This is a genomic window from Stenotrophomonas sp. MH181796, from assembly GCF_009659995.1.
GTDB classification, from domain to species: domain Bacteria; phylum Pseudomonadota; class Gammaproteobacteria; order Xanthomonadales; family Xanthomonadaceae; genus Stenotrophomonas; species Stenotrophomonas riyadhensis.
Map to the genome: position 1 here is coordinate 467,711 of NZ_RAHU01000004.1, position 20,805 is coordinate 488,515.

Genomic DNA, 20,805 nt, shown 5'->3' on the forward strand with positions numbered 1-20,805 from the left:
GTGGCCATCGCCCGTCCGTGCCGGCCGCACACGCGGCCGTTCGCCCGTGAGCTGGAAGCCTGCTGATGTCTGAAACCCATCCGTCCGCCGAAACCACCGCGCCGGAGGCCGGCGGCACCACCGTCGACCAGGCCGTCGCCCAGGGCGGTGCCTACGAAGTCCTGCGCCGCCGCCTGGCCGAGCAGGGCCAGCGCCTGCAGGGCCTGGCCGAAACGCTCAACCGCCAGCGCCTGGCCGAATTCGGCGACAGCCGGTTGGAAGTGGCTGGGCGCTTCCGCATCCGCAGCGAGAACAACTGCGTCGGCCGCGACATCGTGCAGGTGGGTCCTGACCGCCTGCTGTTCGGCTACAACGTGTTCATCGGGCTGAAGACCCAGACCCGCATCGAGGACGTGTTCGGCCTGTACCGGCTGGTGCAGGGCAGCGATGGCTACGACGTGGCCGCGCTGGAGCTGAAGGGCAGCTTCCTCGACCAGCCCGGCTTCGTGCACGACTTCAACGAGCTGTACGCCTACTACAAGCACGCACGCCTGCTGCAGCTGATCGTGGTGGGCGACAAGCTGCTGGCCTCGTTCCAGATCGGTGAACGCAGCAGCGATGTGCGCGTGTTCCGCTGGGCACTGTCGCGCGATGGCGAGCTGACCTATCTGGATGCGCGCGGCGAGCGTGACATCGCGCTGCCGCCGCCGTTCGACTTCGAATGGACCAAGGCCACCCGCGACCTGGCAGTCAATGGTCGCCATTCGCACCTGAACATCCTCGACACCCTGTTCGTGGAGACTACCGGCGGCGATCTCACCATCAAGGTCGAGAACAACACCGAGACCGGGCAGGGCATCTACAGCGAACCGGTGGAGGACAGCACGCAGTCGCTGGACGACGCCCAGTTCGAATTCGCCCGGGTGGGCTCGCTGGTGCTGCTGAAGGTGCTGCCGTACCGCGAGACGGAGTGGCGGGGCCTGATCTACAACACGCTGACCGGCGGCATCGTGCGCAACGATGCGATCGTGCAGGCCTGCGTGCAGCTGCCTGAGGACCACGGCGTGATCTTCCCGGGCGGCTACTACCTGCAGGGAGGCGAGCACAAGGCGTTCGACGCCTCGATGGCCGGCATGCAGTTCAAGCGCAGCATCCGCTCGCCCAATGGCGAGGATGTGCTGTACATCTTCTACGAGCGCGAGGGTGGGCGCTCGGCGCTGTTCGTCTACAACACCATCCAGCGCGTGCTGCAGAACCCGGTGTTCGGCCATGGCTACGCCTTCCTGCAGGACGGGCGCATGGTGCTGTTCCATGCCGAAGGCAACGAACCGACCCGCATCCACCCGATGCAGGTCTGGCAGACTCCGTTCAGCAGTGACGAGTTTGCTGCCAGCCGACCGCCCGGCAACACCTTCATGGGCCGCATCGGCAACGCCGAGCTGGTGCGTGGCATTTCCAACCTGTTCAACCTGGCGCGCGAGATCGATGGCCAGGACGTGTCGGTGCAGCGCTACCAGCGCCTGGTGGCCGACACCCGGCGCCTGTTCGATGCCCACCACTGGCTGGGCGACGCGGCCTGCGATGGTGCAGAGGCGCTGCTGCGGCAGATCAGCGCCACCGGCGAATCGGTGCTGGACGAATACGAAAAGGTGCAGTCGATCCGCCAGCAGTCGGCGCAGGCGATGGTCGAGGCCGAGGCCGCGCACAAAGCCCTGCTGGGCCGCCTGCAGCCGCAGAACTGGAACGAGGTGCAGGCCTTCGTCGAGGCCCTCAACGCAATCACCGCATTGCGTGGACGCCTGCTGACCATCCGCGAGCTGCGTTACATCGACACCGCACGCATCGAGACAATGACGGCCGAACTGGTGGAGGCCCAGGATCGCGTCGGCGCCGCCACGGGTGACTTCCTCGCTGGCGATGCCGCGCTGGCACCGCTGACCGCGCGCCTGCAGGCGCTGGATGACGCGGCCCAGCAGGCACAGAGTGCCCGCCAGCTGGACGAGCAGCTGGAAGGATTGCGTGGCATGGCGGCCGATCTGGACATGCTGTCCGAGCTGATGGCCGGCCTGAAGGTGGACGATGCCACCGCCCGTACCCGCGTGGTCGAGTCGATCTCGGTGCTGTACGGGCGTCTCAACCAGGCGCGTGCGCGCGCCGATCAGCGCCGCAGATCGCTCGGTTCGGCCGAAGCCGTGGCCCAGTTCGCCGCACAGTTCGCGCTGTTCTCACAGTCGATCACCAGCGCGCTGGCCCTGGCTACCGATCCGGAGCGCGCCGACGAGCAGCTGTCGCGCCTGCTGGTGCCGCTGGAAGAGCTGGAGAGCCAGTTCGGCGAATATGAGCAGTTCCTCGGTGACATCCTGAGCAAGCGCGAGGAGCTGGTCGAAGCCTTCGAGACGCACAAGCAGGCGTTGCTGGATGACCGCCAGCGCAAGGCGCGCTCGGTGCTGGATGCGGCCAACCGCATTCTCGATGGCCTGGCCAAGCGCACCGAGCGCTTCGCTACCGCCGATGAGCTCAACGCATTCTTCGCTGGCGATCCACTGATCCTCAAGCTGCGTGAGCTGGCCGAGCGCCTGCGCGCATTGCATGACAACGTCAAGGCCGACGACATCGAGGCGCGGCTGAAGGGCGTGCGGGACCAGGCGGTGCGCCAGCTGCGCGACCGCAGTGATCTGTACGAAGCCGGCGGCAACGTGGTGCGGCTTGGACCGCGCCACCGCTTCAGCGTCAACACCCAGGCGCTGGACCTGACCCTGCTGCCGCGTGGTGACACGCTGGCGATCCACCTGACCGGCACGGACTTCCTTGAGACCCTGCACGATCCGGAGCTGGATGCGCTGAAGCCGTTCTGGCCAGTCACCCTGGACTCGGAATCGCCCACGCTGTATCGCGGCGAGTATCTGGCCGGCAGCCTGCTGATGGCTGCGCAGGAGGGGCGCGACGGCCTTGACCTGGCCACGCTGCAGCACGACGTCGCCACGCCCGAAGCGCTGGACCAGCGCGTGCGTGCGTTCGCCGCACCGCGCTACCGCGAAGGCTACGAGCGCGGCATCCATGACCACGATGCCGCGCTGATCCTGCGCGCACTGTTGCCGCTGCAGCAGGCCGCGGGCAGCCTGCGCCACCTGCCGCAGGTGCGTGCGCTGGCACTGCTGTTCTGGGCGGCCGAGCAGCGTCGTGAGGCGGTGGCACAATGGCCGGCGCGGCAGGCCGGCGCCGAGGCACTGGCGCGATTGTTCGGATCCGACGAGGGACGCCAGGCCTTGCGTGCGGAGATGGCCGTAGCGCTGTCGGCCTATGCGCAGTCCCATGCCTTGCCTTTCGATGCCGATGCCGCAGAGGCTGCGGCGGCTTATCTGGGTGAAGAGCTGGCGGCGGGCGAGCCGGTGTTCAGCAGCAGCCGCCATGCGCTGGTCCTGCTGGAGGCACTGTCGCAACAGCTGGAGCAGGCAGGGCAGCGTGAAGCGGTCGAGCGTGCCCTGCAGCGCAGCCAGGATCCGCTGGCCACGCGCTGGGCACTGGCCAGGCAATGGCTGCGTGCACTTGCGGGAACGCCGGCGTACGCCATGCATGCCGGCTATGTCGATGAAGCGGCGGCACTGCTCCTGGTGCAGCGCCAGCTGCGCACCCGTGCCAGCGACGCTGCGTTGCGGGTGGAGGTCAATGGCCTGCTCGGCGAGCATGCGCGCATCGGCAATGGCACGCTTGCGTTGTCACTGGACGATTTCCTGGCACGCCTGCAGCAGCACCTGCGTCACTTCGTGCCGGCATTCCATGCCTATCAGGCGTTGCGCCAGGGCATCATCGGCCGCGAGCGCGAGACCCTGCGGCTTTCCGAGTTCAAGGCGCGGCCGCTGTCTTCGTTCGTGCGCAACAAGCTGATCAACGATGTCTACCTGGGCGTGATCGGTGACAACCTGGCCAAGCAGATGGGCACGGTGGGCGAGAACAAGCGCAGCGACCTGATGGGCCTGCTGATGATGATTTCGCCCCCGGGCTACGGCAAGACCACGCTGATGGAATACGTGGCGCACCGCCTGGGCCTGGTCTTCATGAAGATCAACGGTCCGGCGCTGGGTCATGAGGTGCGCTCGCTGGACCCGGCCCAGGCACCGGACGCAACCTCGCGGCAGGAGCTGGAGAAGCTCAATCTGGCATTGGAGATGGGCAACAACACCATGCTGTATGTCGACGACATCCAGCACACCCATCCCGAGTTCCTGCAGAAGTTCATTTCGCTGTGCGATGGCACCCGCCGTATCGAAGGCGTGTGGCGCGGCCGTACCCGCACCTACGACATGCGTGGCAAGAAGTTCTGCGTAGTGATGGCCGGCAACCCGTATACCGAGTCCGGCGAGGTGTTCAAGATTCCCGACATGCTGGCCAACCGTGCCGACATCTACAACCTCGGCGACGTGCTCGGTGGCATGGAAGCCGCTTTCACGCTCAGCTACATCGAGAACAGCCTGACCTCCAACCCGGTGCTGGCGCCGCTGGCCACGCGTGACATGGCCGATCTGTATGTACTGGTCGAGCGCGCGATGGGCAAGGAGGTCTCGACCAATGGCCTCAGCCATGCCTACAGCAGCGCAGAGATCAACGAGATCACTGCCACCCTGCAGCGCATGCTGCGCGTGCGCGACGTGGTCTACCGGGTCAACCAGCAGTACATCGCCAGTGCCGCGCAGGATGATCGCTACCGCACCGAACCGCCGTTCCGCCTGCAGGGCAGCTACCGCAACATGAACAAGCTGGCCGAGAAGATCTCGCCGGTGATGAACGAGGAGGAGCTGCAGCAGCTGATCTCCGACCACTACCTGGGCGAGGCACAGCTGCTCACCACCGGTGCCGAGGAGAACCTGTTGAAGCTGGCCGAACTGCGCGGCGTACTGGATGACACGCAGGCGCAGCGCTGGGCGCAGATCAAGCGCGATTTCCTGCGCAACAAGGCGATGGGTGCCGACGACAGCGATGTCGGTGGGCGTGTAGTGGCGCAGCTGGCTGACATCGCCAGCGCGTTGCAGTTGCCCCCGGCCGCACCGGAAGTGACTGCCGTTGCAGATCCGGCACCGTGGCCGGCATTGCTGGATGCCTTGCAGCGTCTTTCCGAAGCGCGGCCGGTGCCCGCGGCACCGATGCCGGTCGTTGCTGCACCCAGCAGCCCGGCCACACTGCTGGCCGAGGACCTGCAGGCCGGCCTTGCGCCGTTGGTGGAACTGCTGGCGGCATCGCAGGCGCAGCAGGTACAAGTGTCGCAGACCCTGGCCGCGTTCGCCGGTTGGGCGCGCCAGCAGGTCGAGCGCGGCGGACCTGGCAGTGCGGTGCCGCAGCGCGCGCGGGTGCGCCGCGCCACGACGCCGGAAGAGCGTGCGCTGGATGAAGCCCTGATGCGCCACTTCTACGGCGAGTCGTTGCCGCCGGATGACAACGAAGACGTCGCCACGCTGACACCGCAGCCGCAGCCGCCGCCGCTGCTGTGACCATGCAGGCGCCACTGCCGTCACCGATGCTGCCGGACACCGCCGAGGTGGCCGTGCTGGCCGATTACGGTGCACCGCTGCTGCAGGCGCTGGCGCGCTGCGAGACCGCGTTGCCACCGGGTGCGGGTGAGGGCCTGGTGGCGGCACTGGCACGCATCGCGCTGGCCCTGCAGGCCGACAACCCGACGCGTATCCGGCAGCAGGAGAGCTGGTGGGGGCGCCTGCTGGGGCGTGATGTCGATCGCGAGGCGGAAGGGCGTGCGCTGCAGTCGCAGCTGGGCGTGCTGGCCCTGCAGGCACGCGAGCAGGCACAGCACCTGCAGCAGCACGTGCAGCTGCGGGCCATGGCCATCGCCGAACATTCAGCGGCGGCCACGGCGCTGGACGCCTGGGCCGAGCTGGCGACGTCGCGGCTGACGCAGCTGGATGCCGCCGGCCAGGCCGCGCTGTCACAACGGCGGGATCACCTGCGACGGCTGGCGACGCTGCGTCGTCTGGAAGCCGGTCAATGGCAGCTGCTGCAGGACCAGGACGACGTGCTGCTGCAACGCTTCGCGCGCATCCATGATGTCCTGCTGCCGGCCTGGCGACAGGCCGCATTGGCCGACCAGGCCGCCGCGGGCGCTGCATTGGCCGGCAAGGCTGCCACGCTGCACGCCCAGATCGATGACGAGGTTGCGGCCGCTCAGGCTAGACTGCGCTGAATCGGCCGCCGCCGCTTACCCATTGCAAGGAGATCGCCCGATGATCCAGGACAGTCAGAGCCCCGGCACGCTGGTGCCCGCCAACACCGCCGTTTCCACGCTCGACGAAGGCACGCTGAAGGCACTTGGCCTGGCCCACGAGGATCTGCCGCGCATCGCCGAGATCCGCCGTGAACTGGATGACCTGCGCCCCAGCAGCCTGCAGGTGTTCGGTCGCGATGCCGCCAGCCGCACGGCTGCGTTCTCGAGCCAGCTGCTGGACCAGGTGCGCAACCGCGACCTGGACGCCAGCGGCGAAAAGCTGGGTGAAGTAGTGCGCATTGCACGCAGCCTCAAGCTCGATGGGGTCGCGCAGCGGTCCAGGGTGCCGCTGATTGGTGGCCTGATCGATCGCCTGCGCGCCTCCAAGGGTGAGCTGGTGCAGAAATTCAGCGACACCAATGCGCAGATCGAACAGCTGCTGGGAGACGTCGGCGCGCAGCAGGTACTGATGGGCAAGCGTGTGGGTGAGTTCGACCGCATGCATGACATCGTCCGCGAAGAACGCCATGCGCTCGGCCTGTACGCCGCCGCCGGCAAGCAGCGCCTGGCCGAACTGCAGGCCGAACAGCTGGCCGGGCAGGGCAGTGAGGATCCGCAGCAGCGCATCCGCCAGAGCGATGTGGACAACGCGATCCGCCTGATCGAAAAGCGCGTGTCCGACCTGCAGCTGATGCAGCACGCCGCCGATCAGTCGCTGCCGATGATCCGCCTGATCCAGGCCAACGCGCTGCAGCTGATCGAGAAGTTCAACACGGTGCGCGAGATCACCATCCCGTCGTGGAAGCGCCAGTTCGCCATCCAGCTTTCGCTCGGCGAGCAGAAGGCCGCGGTCGAGCTGTCCACCGCCATCGACGATGCCACCAACGAGCTGATGCGCCGCAATGCCGACCTGCTGCGCCAGGCGTCGGTGGATACCGCACGCAGCAACCAGCGCGGCGTGATCGACGTGGCCACGCTGCGCCACGTGCACGACCAGTTGATCGCCACGGTCGAGGAAGTGCGCAGCATCCATCGCGAAGGCATGCAGCAGCGGCAGCAGGCGGAGGTGGAACTGTCGCGCCTGCGCGAGGACCTGCAGCAGCGGCTGGCCACCCCGACCGCCAGCTGAAAAAAGGGGACGGAGGGGATTAAGTCGTTTGTGCCACCTGCGACTTAATCCCCTCCGTCCCCTTTTTGTTGTCAGCGGAGTTGCTGGCCCAGCCAGTCGGCCAGCGCCTCCACGCGCGCATCGGCCTGTCCTTCTGGCCGCGCCAGCACCCAGAACCCGCCCGTGGCGGCAAATCCCCACGGTGCGACCAGCCTGCCCGCAGCCAGGTCTTCGGCCACCAGTGGCTCCGGTGCGATCGCCGGGCCCAACCCGGCCACCGCCGCCTCCAACAGGTAGTACAGATGCTCGAAGGCGGTGCCCAGCTGCAGCTTCGACGGATCCAGGTCGTGCGCTTGCGCCCACGCGGGCCACGCCTGTGGCCGAGAGCTGGTGTACAGCAATGTTTCCGGCAGCAGTGCCGTGGGCGGTGCCTGCCGCAGGCGCTGCGCCGCCGGATGCGAGGGGGCCACCACGACGCCAACCCGCTCCGGTGCCAGTTCGCGTACCTGCCAGCCACGCGGCCACGGCCCCTGCGCCAGCAGCAGCACCGCATCCAGTGCGGCCTGCGCTTCGGTGAAACTGCCATCCAGCGCCGACCACTGCAGGCGCACGCCTGGCAGCGCGGCCTGCAGTGCAGGCAGACGCGGGATCATCCAGCGCGCCAGCACGCTGCCACTGCACCCCAGCACCAGCGCCTGCGCTGCCGCCGGCCGTCGCAGTTCACGCACGCAGTCCTCGATGCCGCTGAAGGCCTCGCTGCACGCTGCCTGCAGGCGCGTGCCCGCAGCGGTCAGGCGCAGCCCGCGCCCGGCACGCTGGAACAAGGCCATGCCCAGATGATCTTCCAGCAGCTTCAACTGCCGGCTGACCGCACCGTGGGTGACATGCAGATCCTGCGCGGCGCGGCCAACCCCGCCCAGGCGGGCGGTCGACTCGAACGCACGCAGCGCATTGAGCGGCGGAAGCAGGGAACGGCTCATGTGAGATTTCCTGACGATATGCGCCAGATAATATCCATTTTCCGGTCACGACCCGTGCGCTAGAGTATCCACCTGTCTGAACCACCGGTCGTATCCATGTCTGCCTCCCCCATTGCCGACTACCACGCCTTCCCCGACGCCCAGGGCCACTTCGGTCGCTACGGCGGCAGCTTCGTTGCCGAAACCCTGGTCGGCCCGCTGCAGGAACTGGCCCAGGCCTATGACCAGGCCCGTCAGGACCCGGCATTCCAGGCCGCCTACGACCGTGACCTGGCTCACTACGTGGGCCGGCCGAGCCCGATCTATCACGCCCAGCGCCTGAGCGATCATGTCGGCGGTGCGCAGATCCTGCTCAAGCGCGAGGACCTGAACCACACCGGCGCGCACAAGATCAACAACACCATCGGCCAGGCGCTGCTGGCCGCGCGGATGGGCAAGAAGCGCATCATCGCCGAGACCGGTGCCGGCCAGCACGGCGTGGCCAGTGCCACCGTTGCCGCGCGGCTGGGCCTGGAATGCGTGGTGTACATGGGCGCCACCGACATCGAGCGGCAGAAGATCAACGTCTACCGCATGAAGCTGCTGGGCGCGACGGTGGTGCCGGTCACCTCCGGCTCGGCCACCCTGAAGGACGCGCTCAACGAAGCGATGCGCGACTGGGTGACCAACGTGCAGGACACCTTCTACATCATCGGTACGGTCGCCGGTCCGGATCCCTATCCGCGCATGGTGCGCGACTTCAACGCCATCGTCGGCCGCGAGGCGCGCGAGCAGATGCTGGCCGAGTACGGTCGCCTGCCCGATGCGATTACTGCCTGCGTCGGCGGCGGCAGCAATGCCATCGGCCTGTTCCATGCCTTCCTCAACGATCGCCAGGTCGAGATCGTCGGTGCCGAAGCCGCCGGTGATGGCATCAGCACCGGGTGCCACGCTGCATCGATCGCGGCGGGTCGGCCGGGCGTGCTGCATGGCAACCGCACCTATGTGCTGTGCGACGACGACGGCCAGATCATCGAGACCCACTCGGTATCAGCCGGCCTGGACTATCCGGGTGTCGGCCCGGAGCACGCGTTCCTGGCCGATACCGGCCGCGCACGCTACCTCGGCATCACCGACGAGGAAGCGCTGCAGGCCTTCCACCTGCTGGCGCATACCGAGGGCATCCTGCCGGCACTGGAATCCAGCCATGCGCTGGCACAGGCGATCAAGCTGGCGCGTGAGCGACCGCGTGACCAGATCGTGCTGTGCAATCTGTCCGGCCGTGGCGACAAGGACGTGCACACCATCGCTGCGCGCGAAGGGCTGGTGCTGTGAGCGCGCGGCTGCGGAACAGCGGGGTGCTGCTGCTGGCGCTTGGGTTGGCCGCGTGCCAGCCGCCGGAGCCACCGGTGCTGGCGCCGGCCGCCAAGGCCACCACGCAGCCGGCGCAGCAGCTAGCCGCCAATGATGCCCTCGACCCGATGGCGCGCACGCCGATCGACGATCCGCCGTCTGTGGAAGCCAGTAATGGCGACAACGCACCCGCCGTCGCCTCGGTTGCACTGGACCATGCCGGCGAGGTGCTGGTCGGCCAGCACATGAGTGACCTGAACGCCCTGGGGCCCTGGAAGGCGCAGGGCGCGAAGGAATTCTTCGAAGGCGACTGCGAGTACTACGACGGCAAGGGGCTGCCGCCGGGCGTGTCGATGATGACCGACGACGATCGCGTGGTCCGTTTTGATCTGAAGCCGGGCGACGAGCCGGAGCTGCCGGTTGAACAGCCGGGACCGTTCGGCCTGCGCATCGGCATGACCCGTGCCCAGGCCGTGGCCCAGTTCCCGAAGCCGCCGGTGTCCAGCCCCCATGCCTACGACGGTGACCAGGGCGAGTACCTCACCTGGCAGGACCCGGGTTCGGACCTGGGCATCCGCCTGGAACTGTTTGAAGGGAAGGTCACCCGGATGTACTGGGGGACCAGCGATGCGATTGAACTGATTGAAGGATGTGCCTGAGATGCCTGTATCCCGACTCGATGCCTGTTTCCAGCGCCTGCGCGAGCAGCAGCGCAAGGCGCTGATTCCCTTCGTCACGGCGGGTGATCCGTCGCTGGAAGCGACCGTGCCGGTCATGCACGCACTGGTGGACGCCGGCGCCGACGTGATCGAACTGGGCGTGCCGTTCTCCGACCCGATGGCCGATGGCCCGACCATCCAGCGCAGCTCCGAGCGCGCGCTGGCGCGGGGGGCCGGCAGCCGCTATGTGCTGCAGGCCGTGGCGCAGTTCCGCGAGCGCGATGCGCAGACCCCGGTGGTGCTGATGGGCTACCTGAACCCGGTGGAGATCCACGGCTACGCGGCCTTCGCCAAGGCCGCCGTGGACGCCGGCGTGGACGGTGTGCTGCTGGTCGACCTGCCGCCGGAAGAAGCGGGCGAGGCCCTGCAGGCGTTCGACGCAGCCGGCCTGGCGCTGGTCCTGCTGGCGTCGCCGACCACCAGCGAGGCGCGTGCCGACAAGCTGCTGACGCTGGCCCGTGGCTATCTCTATTACGTCAGCTTTGCCGGTGTCACCGGCGCGTCCGAGCGCCTGGACAGCGATGCCGCCAGTGCCCGCCTGCAGGCATTGCGCGTGCGCGCGTCGGTGCCGGTGGTGGCGGGCTTCGGCATCAAGGATGCCGACAGTGCTGCGGCCATGGCCCGCCAGGCCGACGGCGTGGTGGTGGGCAGCGCGCTGGTGGCGGCGTTGGCCGAAGCGGGCTCGGCGGAAGAGGCCGCGCAGCGCGCCCGGGCCTTCCTCGCCCCGCTGCGGCAGGCGCTGGATGCCTGAGGGGGAGTGCCGGCCGCTGGCCGGCACACGCCTGGGCCGCGTGTGCGACAAGGGTTGCCGGCCAGCGGCTGGCACTTCCCCGCACCTAAACGTACGTCCCAGCATGGTTTTTTCCAGCTGCCCCGTGGCCGGCAAGGGGGTGCACGGGCGGGGAAAGCGGAGCTAGACTGTCCGCCTTTGCGGCCCCTGGGCCGCCCTGAACGGAAGTGTCCTCCCGCATGAGTTGGCTCAGCAAGTTGATGCCGTCCGGCATCCGCACCGACAACACCCCCAGCAAGAAGCGCAGTGTCCCCGAGGGCCTGTGGGAAAAGTGCAGCAACTGCGGCAGCGCGTTGTACCGTCCGGAACTGGAAGAGAACCTGGAAGTCTGCCCGAAGTGCGGCCATCACATGGCGATCCGCGCGCGCGCACGCCTGGCCGCCCTGTTCGACGCCGACAGCACCACCGAAATCGGTGCGCGGCTGGGCCCGACCGACCTGCTCAAGTTCAAGGACCAGAAGAAGTACAGCGAGCGCATCAAGATCGCGCAGAAGAACACCGGCGAGTATGACGCGCTGATCGCCATGCGTGGCCTGCTCAAGGGCCGCGCGCTGGTCGCCTCGTCGTTCGACTTCGCCTTCATGGGCGGGTCGATGGGCTCGGTGGTGGGGGAGCGCTTCTCGCTCGCTGCCGAAACCGCAGTCGAGATCGGTGCGCCCTACGTGTGCTTCTCGCAGAGCGGTGGCGCACGCATGCAGGAAGGCCTGTTCTCGCTGATGCAGATGGCCAAGACCTCGGCCGCGCTGGGCAAGCTGCGTGAAGCCGGCCTGCCGTACATCTCGGTGCTGACCCATCCGACCACCGGTGGCGTGTCGGCCTCCTTCGCGATGCTGGGCGACATCAACATCGCCGAGCCGCAGGCACTGATCGGCTTCGCCGGCCCGCGCGTGATCGAGCAGACCGTCCGCGAGAAGCTGCCGGAAGGCTTCCAGCGCTCGGAATTCCTGCTGGAGCACGGTGCCATCGACCAGATCTGCGACCGCCGTGAAATGCGCGACCGCCTGTCCGATCTGCTGGCAATGCTGGGCCGTCAGCCGGCGCCGGAGGTGGCTTGATGGGAGGCCGCAAGTACTTCGGTACTGATGGCATCCGTGGGCGGGTCGGCCAGGGCGTGATCTCGGCCGACTTCGTGCTGCGCCTGGGCAATGCCCTGGGCCGTGTCCTGGTCGCCCAGCGCGGCCAGGACGGGCGCCGGCCGATCGTGGTGATCGGCAAGGACACCCGCATCTCCGGTTACATGTTCGAAGCGGCACTGGAAGCCGGCCTGGTCGCCGCCGGCGCCGACGTACAGCTGCTGGGGCCGATGCCGACCCCGGCGGTGGCGTTCCTGACCCGCACGCTGGGCGTGGATGCCGGCATCGTCATCAGCGCTTCGCACAACCCGCACTACGACAACGGCATCAAGTTCTTCTCCGCCCAGGGCGAGAAGCTCGACGATGCCACCGAACTGGCCCTGGAAGCGGCGCTGGACGTTCCGTTCACCACCGCCGAATCGGAAAAGCTGGGCAAGGCGTCGCGTGCGCGCGAAGCGGTCGGCCGCTACATCGAGTTCTGCAAGGCCAGCGTGCCGCGCGCATTTGATCTGCGTGGCGTGCGCCTGGTGCTGGACTGCGCGCACGGCGCCACCTACCAGATCGCACCACTGCTGTTCCGCGAACTGGGCGCCGAGGTGATCGGCATTGGTGCCGAGCCCAACGGCGTCAACATCAACGCCGGCGTGGGTTCCACCCATATCGACAACCTGGCGGCCAAGGTCCGCGAAACCCGTGCCGATCTCGGCATCGCCTTCGATGGTGATGGCGACCGTGTGCTGATGGCCGACGACCAGGGCAATCCGGTCGACGGTGATGACCTGCTGTACATCCTGGCGCGCGCGTGGAAGGACGAAGGTCGCCTGCGCGGTCCGGTGGTCGGTACGCTGATGAGCAACTACGGTGTGGAGAAGGCATTTGCCGACCTGCAGATTCCGTTCGTGCGCAGCAATGTCGGCGATCGCTACGTGCACCAGGCGCTGATCGAAGGTGGCGGCGTGCTCGGCGGCGAAGCCTCCGGCCACCTGCTGTGCCTGGACCGGGCCACCACCGGTGACGGCATCGTCAGCGCGCTGCAGGTACTGGTGGCGCTGCGCAACAGCGGGCAGACCCTGCGCCAGGCACTCAAGGGGCTGATGCGGGTGCCGCAGAAGACGGTCAACGTGCGGCTGGGCAATGTCTCGGCCAAGGCCACGGTGCAGGCCGACAGCGTGCAGGCCGCGCTGGCCGTCGCGCAGCAATCGGTGGCGGGTCGTGGTCGTGCGTTCCTGCGCCCGTCCGGTACCGAGCCTGTGGTGCGGGTTACGGTCGAGGCCGATGACGCAGCGCTGATGCAGGACACGCTGGACCGCCTGTCCGCTGCGGTGCGCGACGCCGCGGCCTGAGGCTGGCGACGGTACAACCTGGCACCCCGACATGGCCGCTTCTGCGGCCATGTCGCTTTCCAGCACCACTGGCTGAACCGATCGCGATCTGCGATCACGTTCAGCTGCTGCTGTGCGCTTTGTGACGCGCTTTGAACGATGCGCGGCGTATCCCCGGCATCAGGATCCCTGCATCGACGCACGCCATGCGCAGGTGGGGACCCGGTCGGAGCGGACCACGCTCCATCCTTCTTCCTTCGTTGCAAGGACCATGACCATGAACACCTCACTGCGCTACAGCCGCCGCCTGCTGGCAGGTGCGCTGCTGGTGCTGCCGCTGCTGGGCGGTGTCTCCATTGCCAGCGCAGAACGCCGGCCCGAAGGAGGGCCGCACATGTCCGCGCCACGCGAAGAGCCCCTGCGGGCGCCGTGGGGCTACCCGCGGATGGAGCGCCCGCGCGAACTGGGTAATGCGCGCCCAGCGTTCCGCGAAGACTACCGGCACAATTTCCGTGCCGACCATGCCTTCCGCATCGGCCCCTATCATCCGCCGGTCGGCTACGCCTACCAGCGTTGGCACTACGGACAGATCCTGCCGCGCCCCTACTGGGTCGGCGACTATATCCTCAACGATTTCTGGCTGTTCGGCCTGGACATGCCGCCGATGGGCTTTGAATGGGTGCGCTATGGGCCCGATGCACTGCTGATAAACACGGGCAACGGCGAGATCGTGCAGGTCGTCTACGGGCGATTCTTCTGACCGATGGAACCAGCCTGCGTCATGGCGCAGGCAGGTGCGGTGTATCGCTCACGGGCGTGACGGTGGCGCTTGGGTCGGCATTTCCCGCTGCCACTTCCAGGTGTCGCGACACATGTCGGCCAGCGTGTGCCGGGCCTTCCAGCCCAGCTCGCGCAGCGCCAGCGAGGCGTCGGCGAAGCTGACCGCGATGTCGCCATTGCGTCGCGGGACGATGCGGAACGGAATCCGTGTCCCGGTGACCTGCTCGAACGCCTGGATCAGCTCCAGCACGCTGTGGCCCTGGCCGGTGCCGAGGTTGAGCGTGATGCTGCGCCGTTGATCGCGCAGGAACTGCAGGGCCAGCACATGGGCATTGGCTACATCCTGCACATGGATGTAGTCGCGTACGCCGGTGCCGTCATGGGTCGGATAGTCATCACCGAAGACCTGGACTTCCGGCAGCAGTCCGGCGGCAACCTGCGCGATGTAGGGCATCAGGTTGCTCGGTGTCCCCTGCGGCAGCTCGCCGATCAATGCCGTGCCATGCGCGCCGACGGGATTGAAGTAGCGCAGCGTCGCCACATGCAGGTCCTGGCCCGTGGCGATCAGGTCTGCAAGCATCTGTTCCACCACCAGCTTGGTACGGCCATAGGGCGTCATCGCACAGGTTGAAGCGGACTCGGCCACCGGGCAGTGCTCCTGGTTGCCGTACACGGTGGCGGAGGAGCTGAAGACCAGCAGCGTCACCCCGGCATCCTGCATCGCACCGAGCAGGGCGATCGTGCCGCTGATGTTGCTGTCGAAGTACTGCAGGGGCACCTTCTGCGATTCGCCCACGGATTTGAGCGCCGCGAAGTGCAGCACGGCATCGATCGCATGCTGCTGCATCAGGGCGGTCATGCGCGGTCGATCACGGATGTCAGCCTGCACGAACACCGGCGCCGCGCCGGTGATCCGCCCGATGCGCTCGACGACACCGGCGTCGCTGTTGCACAGCGAGTCCACGATGACGACATCGTGCCCCTGCTGCTGCAGCTCGACGCATGCATGCGAGCCGATATAGCCAGCGCCGCCGGTCACCAGTACGTTCATTGCCTTCACTGTTCCTTCGAATCCATTCAAGAATCGGGTGCTGCCCGATCGCCGGGACCGGTGCATTCGCGCCGTTTACGGGCCCGGCACCATCTTCTTCTGCCGGGCCTTGAAGCCGTTGAAGATCGGTGCGATCAGCGGGTTGTAGCTCCAGGCGATGCGTTTGCGAAGCCAGCTGGCCGGGCGGTTGCGGATCGCGAAGCGGTAGATGCGCTCCGGATCTCCACCGACCACGTTGCGGCCGAACGGATGGGTGGTATGCAGGTAGCGGAAACCCTGTTCGCGCGCCACTTCGATGTAGTCATCGTCGAAGTCACCATAGGGCCAGCACAGCGTGTCGGAGACTTCGCCGAGCTTCTCCAGCAGCGTCTGCCTGGCCATCGCCAGGTCACCGCTGATGCCTTCGCGGCGCTGTGCACGATCCAGGTCGTCACGCTTCAGCCAGCGGGTGTGGCTGTGGGTGTGGCAGTGGACCTCGAACGTGCCCGCTTCGATCGCCGCGCGCGCTTCGCTCCAGCGCATCATCACTTCGTCGCTGCGGCCCTGCTTGTAGATCAGGTCTTCGCAGGCACGGTGTTCCGGCGTAACCGGCAGCTCCGCGCCTTCGATGCCGGCGTGCGGGCGTACCGGTCCTTCGTGCATCCAGCCGGTGACCACGAACACCACCGCATGCATGCCGTACTTCTGCAGGATCGGATGGGCGTAGACCCAGTTGTCCAGGTAGCCGTCATCGAACGTGATCACGATCGACTTGCGCGGTACCGGCTTGCCGGCAAGGAAGTCGGCGTACTGGTCCAGCGTCAGCGATGTCCAGCCGGTACGTGCGAGCCAGGCGATCTGGCTCTCGAAGTTCTCAGGGGAGACGGTGATCATGCCCGGAGAGTTGCTGACATGGTGGTGCATCAGCACCGGTACGGTTCTGGCATTAGCCATGACCCAGCTCCTTCAACCATTGGAGGTAGTAATTTTCGGTGGCCTCGCCATGGCCGGCCGCGCTGAACCGCGCAGTGCTGCGGATCCAGTCCCAACCGGCACGGCCCATCTGCCGCCGGCGTTCCGGATCGTCCACCAGCAGGCGCAACGCGCCGGTGAGGGCGGCGTCATCGCCCAGCCGGGTGAGGATGGCATTGCTGCCTTCCACCAGCATTTCAGGTACGCCACCAACGCGGTGCGAGACGATCGGCAGCGCCGCCTGCGCGGCTTCGAGGAAGACCGTGCCCGAAGCCTCCTTGTGGGTGGCCAGGGCGAAGATGTCGAAACCGGCCATCAGCCGGTGGGCGTCGCTGCGGAAGCCGAGCAGATGCACCTGGCGCTCCAGCCCGAGTTCGCCGCGCAGGGCCTGCAGGCGGCCCATCACCGGCTCGCCGTCGCCGACCACGGCCAGATGCAGGTCGGGGTTGGCCTTGCACAACGGTGCAATGGCATGCAGCAGTTCGGCATGGCCCTTGGGCTCGCGCAGCACGGCCACGCAGCCGACCACGATGTCGCGCTCGGCGAAACCGAGTTCGGCACGCACCTGGGCGCGGGTGTCCTGCAGGCGGGTCCACGCATCGGCCTGCCCGGAGGCGTTCCAGCGTGGTGGTGTCGCCATGGGGGGCACGATGCCGATGCGCTCCGCAGCGATGCCACGATCGACCAGCAGCTGCTTGACGAAGTCGCTGACGGTGATGATCCGGTGCGGTAGGCGGGTATAGGTGAGCAGCGAGTTGACCGGGCTCATCAGGTGGCGCGAGCGCACCACCAGCGGTGTACCGCCCAGGCGCGCGCCGGCGGCAGCGATCAGCGCGTCACGGCGGCTGGTGGTATTGACCACGTCATAGCGCTCGCGGCGCACCAGGCGCGATACCGACCAGATGCCGCGCAGCAGCCGTGCCAGGCCTCCCATGCGCAGGGTATGTACGGTGAAGCCATCATCGCGAGCCAGCTGGGCCAGGCGTGCATCGGGCTGGCACAGCAGCGACACCTCATGGCCACGCGCACGCATCACCTGCATGTGGCGGAAGATGTAGATCTCCTGGCCCCCCATGCCCCTGGCGGCTTCGGTGTGCAGGATGCGCAGTGCGCGTTTCATGGAAACCATCCTCTGTGGTCAGCGGTTGCGGAAGCGGGTCAGCGCTTCCCATGCGGTACGGACGGCAGCGGCATCCGGGGCCTGCTGCGGCAGTGGGCGGTAGTGCAGGTCCAGCGAGGTCGCGTTGCCGAACTTGTCGAACACGTAGATGGCGTTGCCATGGCGGACGGCCCGTTGCGACCAGCTTTCCACCACCAGCGCGCGCTCGCCCGCAGGTTCGGCCAGCAGGTCCTGGCCAGTACTGAAATCGGTGAGCGTGTTCTCGCAGCCCAATGCGTGGCGCATCAGGGTCGGCACCCAGTCCTCGTGCGAGCTGATGCGCGTTTCATGTGCATTGCCCTTTCCGGGCCAGTGCAGCACGAACGGTACCTGCAGCTGGTAGTCGGAGAAGTTGCCGTTGTGGCCCCAGTAATTCAGTTTGAGGTCGTTGAATTCCTCGGCATGGTCGCCGGTGACCAGCACGATCGTGTCCTGGTCCAGGCCCTGCGCGCGAAGATCGTCCAGCAGCGTGCCGACCAGACTGTCGGCGTAGTGCACGGCCGTCCGATACTTGTTCAGTTCGGGGGTCGGGTCGTGGTCCGGGCCGAACTTCATGACGTCGATTTCCCTCGCCATCGGGGTCGCCAGCGGCGGGTAGCCGGGGGGCATGTGGTAGGGCGCGTGGGTGGAATCGAGGAAGACGAACCCGAACCACGGCGTGTGCGCGGCCTGGCTGGTCCGGATGTCCTTCCGCAGCGCGTCCACGATGCTGCGGTCGCGTCCTTCCGAACCCAGCTCGGAAGGCCCCTGGTGCAGCTGGTCGCGGACATCCGCGAACACAGTGCGGTCGAACTCTGGGCTGTACATCGGCGCACTGCCGTACAGATGCAGGTCGTAGCCCTGCTGGCCCAGCACCTTGAACAACTGCGAGCCGCGCTGCTCGTCGAGCATGCTCTGCCAGTAGCCGCCCGGAAGGCCGTAGAGCAGGCCGAACAGTCCGTAGCGGGTGGCATTGCCGGTGCTGAAGTGGCGGTCGTACACGCGCGCGTCCTGCGCCAGTGCCGAGGTGTTCGGCATGATCTGCGGGGTGAGGGCGTCGTGGCGCAGTGATTCCAGGACCACCATCAGCACATTCGGCCGGTGTGGATTCTGGCAGCGCAGTGGCTGCAGCGGGTACAACAGCTGCGCATGGCGTGGATCGGGCAGGCCGACCTGCTGCTCGCTGACCACGCCCAGCCTGCGCATGAAGCTCTTGGCAGTGATCGGCTGCGCCCAGGGCAGGTAGTTCCACTGGGCGATCACGTCGCGGTCGCCGCGCGCATCGTAGTAGGCGGTGGCGACCTGGCCACCGGCCATCAGCAGAACGACCACCGCCCAGGCCTGCAGTACCCGCCGCCGGCGCGGCGCGGCAGGCAGCAGCTTCCAGCAGGCCCAGGCGAGGATGCCTTCGGCGGCGAAGATGGCGGCGACCAGCAGTCCGGCCTGCAGCCAGGTTTTCCAGGACAACGCGACCTGGTCCTGCAGCGCGCCGCCGAACACCATGTTCACCACCATGGCATTGAGGTGGAACCGATACAGAGTGAAAACCTTCGCATCAACCAGCAACAGGCATAGCCACAGGCCCTGCAGCAGCACGGCGCTGATGCTCAGCGTGCGCGCGCTGCGCTGCCACAGGCCCAGCAGCAGCGGCAGCAGGCCGGCCAGCGCGCCGAAGGCAAGCAGGTGGCCGGGCAGGGCGATCGCCAGATAGGCCAGCCCCAGGCTGCCGCCCGGGTTGTCGCGCAGCGGCACGTTGCCGAGGGTGATCATCATCGCCAGCAATGCATTGCCCATGACGAACAGGGACCACCATGCGAGGCGGCGCCAGCGGCGGGCGGGGCCTGCGTAGGAGGTGGCAGCGGGGGCAGGGGCTGTGGGCATGGTGCTGGCGGGTTGAGGCGGCGCGGGAGGGCGGCGCGCCGGCAACGTAATGGATTCGTTAAATGCGCGCGGGTCGCGCATTGTATCGGTTTGTTTCCTTGTATCGAGTCGCGTTCGCCGGGCGATCTGTCACAATGTTCAGGCGGGCCATGAATGCGCTGGCCCCCCAGACCCAACGACAAGCCAGGAACCGCTGTGAGCCAGATCCCCACCCTCGACATCACCCGTTTTGACAGCGACCGCGAGGCCTTCGTGGCCGAGCTGGGCGCGGCCTACCGCCAATGGGGATTCGCGGGCATCCGCAACCACGGCATCCCGCAGGCCGACATCGATGCGGCCTACGATGCCTTCAAGGCCTTCTTCGCCCTGCCGGAAGAGATCAAGCGGAAGTACCACGTGGCCGGCAGCGGCGGCGCCCGTGGCTACACCCCGTTCGGCGTGGAGACCGCCAAGGGCTCCAAGCATTTCGACCTGAAGGAGTTCTGGCACATCGGCCGTGAAATCGCCGATGACTCGAAGTACCGTGACGTGATGGCGCCGAATCTGTGGCCGACCGAGGTCGAGGGCTTCCGTGAGCGCGGTTACGGCCTGTACCAGGCGCTGGACAACCTGGGGTCGCGCGTGCTGTCTGCGCTGGCCCTGCACATCGGCCTGCCGGAAGACTTCTTCGCCGACAAGACCAACTTCGGCAACTCGATCCTGCGCCCGATCCACTACCCGCCGATCACCACCGACGACATCCCGAACGTGCGCGCCGGCGCCCATGGCGACATCAATTTCATCACCCTGCTGGTCGGTGCCAGTGCCGCTGGCCTGGAGGTGCAGTCGCACGAGGGCGAATGGGTGCCGTTCACTTCGGACGCGGACACCATCGTGGTCAACATCGGCGACATGCTGCAGCGCCTGACCAACCACGTGTATCCGTCGACGATCCATCGCGTGGTCAATCCCCCGGGTGACCTGGCGCGCCAGCCGCGCTACTCGGTGCCGTTCTTCCTGCATCCGAACCCCGACTACCTGATCGACGTGCTGCCGTCCTGCATCACCCCGGAGAACCCGAGCCGGTACCCGGAGGCGATCACCGCCCACGGCTTCCTCGAGGAACGCCTGCGCGAGATCAAGCTGAAGTAATGAGTGAGAAGGCCGCCGAAAGGCGGCCTTTTTCTTTGCAGGGCTGCCGCCCTGCACCTGCAGAGGCCAAAGCCAAAGCCAAAGCGGCTCTGGGTTTCTGCTGGTTTGGCGGGGCGGTGTGGGCTGGCAGGACACGCCGTGAACCCGTCCCTGGGGGCTCGATGGCGCCATCCATGGCGCCAACGGTCCTGCCAACCCACACCGCCCCACCCCCGACAGTTTCCTGGTGACGGTGGGTAAATCGCGATTCCCGGTAGGTGTCGACCTTGGTCGACACGGTAGATCCACGCCATGCGTGTGGGGTAGGGGTCAGATCCCTTTTCCGCAGGAAAAGGGATCTGACCCCGGCAGCTACCCGCAAT

The 20,805-nt window shown here is 67.2% G+C and carries 15 protein-coding genes; 10 read left to right on the plus strand and 5 right to left on the minus strand.

Annotated features, from left to right (window positions below; genetic code table 11):
- The first annotated feature begins 65 nt into the window (after positions 1-65).
- From D5301_RS12360 to D5301_RS12370, 3 genes are read left to right on the plus strand one after another with little or no spacing between them, the layout of a single operon-like run.
- Positions 66-5,462: a DNA repair ATPase gene (locus tag D5301_RS12360; RefSeq protein WP_153855812.1), complete on the plus strand. Its 5,397-nt coding sequence runs from the start codon at positions 66-68 to the stop codon at positions 5,460-5,462.
- A 2-nt stretch (positions 5,463-5,464) separates the two neighbouring features.
- Complete coding sequence (locus D5301_RS12365) at positions 5,465-6,166, plus strand: hypothetical protein (protein ID WP_153855813.1); 702 nt, start codon at positions 5,465-5,467, stop codon at positions 6,164-6,166.
- Positions 6,167-6,206: 40 nt separating this feature from the next.
- Positions 6,207-7,316 (plus strand): toxic anion resistance protein, encoded by a 1,110-nt coding sequence (locus tag D5301_RS12370; RefSeq protein WP_110712999.1) that lies wholly within the window; start codon positions 6,207-6,209, stop codon positions 7,314-7,316.
- A gap of 71 nt (positions 7,317-7,387) precedes the next feature.
- Here D5301_RS12370 and D5301_RS12375 read toward each other — a convergent pair whose 3' ends face one another.
- Positions 7,388-8,275, minus strand: a complete 888-nt coding sequence (locus D5301_RS12375; RefSeq protein WP_153855814.1) for a LysR family transcriptional regulator — start codon at positions 8,273-8,275, stop codon at positions 7,388-7,390.
- Between the two features lie 96 nt (positions 8,276-8,371).
- On the opposite strand from D5301_RS12375, the gene trpB reads away from it, so the two are divergent.
- The 6 genes from trpB (at position 8,372) to D5301_RS12405 (ending at position 14,271) form a co-directional block, all read left to right on the plus strand.
- The gene (gene trpB, locus D5301_RS12380; RefSeq protein ID WP_110712997.1) at positions 8,372-9,589 is read left to right on the plus strand and encodes a tryptophan synthase subunit beta; all 1,218 of its coding nucleotides are present in this window, start codon (positions 8,372-8,374) and stop codon (positions 9,587-9,589) included.
- On the plus strand, positions 9,586-10,266 hold the full coding sequence (locus D5301_RS12385) for a hypothetical protein (RefSeq protein ID WP_164161529.1): 681 nt from the start codon (positions 9,586-9,588) through the stop codon (positions 10,264-10,266). The genes trpB and D5301_RS12385 overlap by 4 nt, the downstream gene beginning before the upstream one ends.
- A 1-nt stretch (position 10,267) precedes the next feature.
- On the plus strand, positions 10,268-11,077 hold the full coding sequence (gene trpA, locus D5301_RS12390) for a tryptophan synthase subunit alpha (RefSeq protein ID WP_110712995.1): 810 nt from the start codon (positions 10,268-10,270) through the stop codon (positions 11,075-11,077).
- 218 nt (positions 11,078-11,295) lie between these two features.
- Positions 11,296-12,171 (plus strand): acetyl-CoA carboxylase, carboxyltransferase subunit beta, encoded by an 876-nt coding sequence (gene accD, locus D5301_RS12395; RefSeq protein WP_110712994.1) that lies wholly within the window; start codon positions 11,296-11,298, stop codon positions 12,169-12,171.
- A complete protein-coding gene (gene glmM, locus D5301_RS12400) occupies positions 12,171-13,532 on the plus strand; it encodes a phosphoglucosamine mutase (RefSeq protein WP_110712993.1) in 1,362 nt (453 codons plus the stop codon). Before accD ends, glmM begins: the two co-directional genes overlap by 1 nt.
- A gap of 256 nt (positions 13,533-13,788) precedes the next feature.
- The gene (locus tag D5301_RS12405) at positions 13,789-14,271 is read left to right on the plus strand and encodes an RcnB family protein (RefSeq protein ID WP_110712992.1); all 483 of its coding nucleotides are present in this window, start codon (positions 13,789-13,791) and stop codon (positions 14,269-14,271) included.
- A 48-nt stretch (positions 14,272-14,319) separates the two neighbouring features.
- Here the strand turns inward: D5301_RS12405 and galE are convergent, their stop codons facing one another.
- The 4 genes from galE to D5301_RS12425 form a co-directional block, all read right to left on the minus strand.
- Entirely contained in the window at positions 14,320-15,342 is a 1,023-nt protein-coding gene (gene galE, locus D5301_RS12410; protein WP_110712991.1) for a UDP-glucose 4-epimerase GalE, read from the minus strand.
- A 75-nt stretch (positions 15,343-15,417) separates the two neighbouring features.
- On the minus strand, positions 15,418-16,275 hold the full coding sequence (locus tag D5301_RS12415; RefSeq protein ID WP_014037956.1) for a polysaccharide deacetylase family protein: 858 nt from the start codon (positions 16,273-16,275) through the stop codon (positions 15,418-15,420).
- Positions 16,268-17,413, minus strand: a complete 1,146-nt coding sequence (locus tag D5301_RS12420) for a glycosyltransferase family 4 protein (RefSeq protein ID WP_110712990.1) — start codon at positions 17,411-17,413, stop codon at positions 16,268-16,270. The genes D5301_RS12415 and D5301_RS12420 overlap by 8 nt, the downstream gene beginning before the upstream one ends.
- Positions 17,414-17,431: 18 nt before the next feature.
- Entirely contained in the window at positions 17,432-19,312 is a 1,881-nt protein-coding gene (locus tag D5301_RS12425) for a DUF3413 domain-containing protein (protein ID WP_153855815.1), read from the minus strand.
- A gap of 153 nt (positions 19,313-19,465) precedes the next feature.
- Between D5301_RS12425 and D5301_RS12430 the strand changes: the two genes are divergently transcribed.
- Entirely contained in the window at positions 19,466-20,443 is a 978-nt protein-coding gene (locus D5301_RS12430) for a 2-oxoglutarate and iron-dependent oxygenase domain-containing protein (protein ID WP_153855816.1), read from the plus strand.
- Positions 20,444-20,805: the final 362 nt, after the last annotated feature.

Bases quoted from the DNA above. Each gene is read 5' to 3' on its own strand.
- galE (WP_110712991.1), bottom strand. From the start codon at position 15,342: ATGAACGTACTGGTGACCGGCGGCGCTGGCTATATCGGCTCGCATGCA.
- accD (WP_110712994.1), top strand. From the start codon at position 11,296: ATGAGTTGGCTCAGCAAGTTGATGCCGTCCGGCATCCGCACCGACAAC.
- D5301_RS12375 (WP_153855814.1), bottom strand. From the start codon at position 8,275: ATGAGCCGTTCCCTGCTTCCGCCGCTCAATGCGCTGCGTGCGTTCGAG.
- D5301_RS12425 (WP_153855815.1), bottom strand. From the start codon at position 19,312: ATGCCCACAGCCCCTGCCCCCGCTGCCACCTCCTACGCAGGCCCCGCC.
- trpB (WP_110712997.1), top strand. From the start codon at position 8,372: ATGTCTGCCTCCCCCATTGCCGACTACCACGCCTTCCCCGACGCCCAG.
- D5301_RS12365 (WP_153855813.1), top strand. From the start codon at position 5,465: ATGCAGGCGCCACTGCCGTCACCGATGCTGCCGGACACCGCCGAGGTG.
- D5301_RS12430 (WP_153855816.1), top strand. From the start codon at position 19,466: ATGCGCTGGCCCCCCAGACCCAACGACAAGCCAGGAACCGCTGTGAGC.
- trpA (WP_110712995.1), top strand. From the start codon at position 10,268: ATGCCTGTATCCCGACTCGATGCCTGTTTCCAGCGCCTGCGCGAGCAG.
- D5301_RS12405 (WP_110712992.1), top strand. From the start codon at position 13,789: ATGAACACCTCACTGCGCTACAGCCGCCGCCTGCTGGCAGGTGCGCTG.
- D5301_RS12420 (WP_110712990.1), bottom strand. From the start codon at position 17,413: ATGAAACGCGCACTGCGCATCCTGCACACCGAAGCCGCCAGGGGCATG.
- D5301_RS12360 (WP_153855812.1), top strand. From the start codon at position 66: ATGTCTGAAACCCATCCGTCCGCCGAAACCACCGCGCCGGAGGCCGGC.
- D5301_RS12415 (WP_014037956.1), bottom strand. From the start codon at position 16,275: ATGGCTAATGCCAGAACCGTACCGGTGCTGATGCACCACCATGTCAGC.
- D5301_RS12370 (WP_110712999.1), top strand. From the start codon at position 6,207: ATGATCCAGGACAGTCAGAGCCCCGGCACGCTGGTGCCCGCCAACACC.
- glmM (WP_110712993.1), top strand. From the start codon at position 12,171: ATGGGAGGCCGCAAGTACTTCGGTACTGATGGCATCCGTGGGCGGGTC.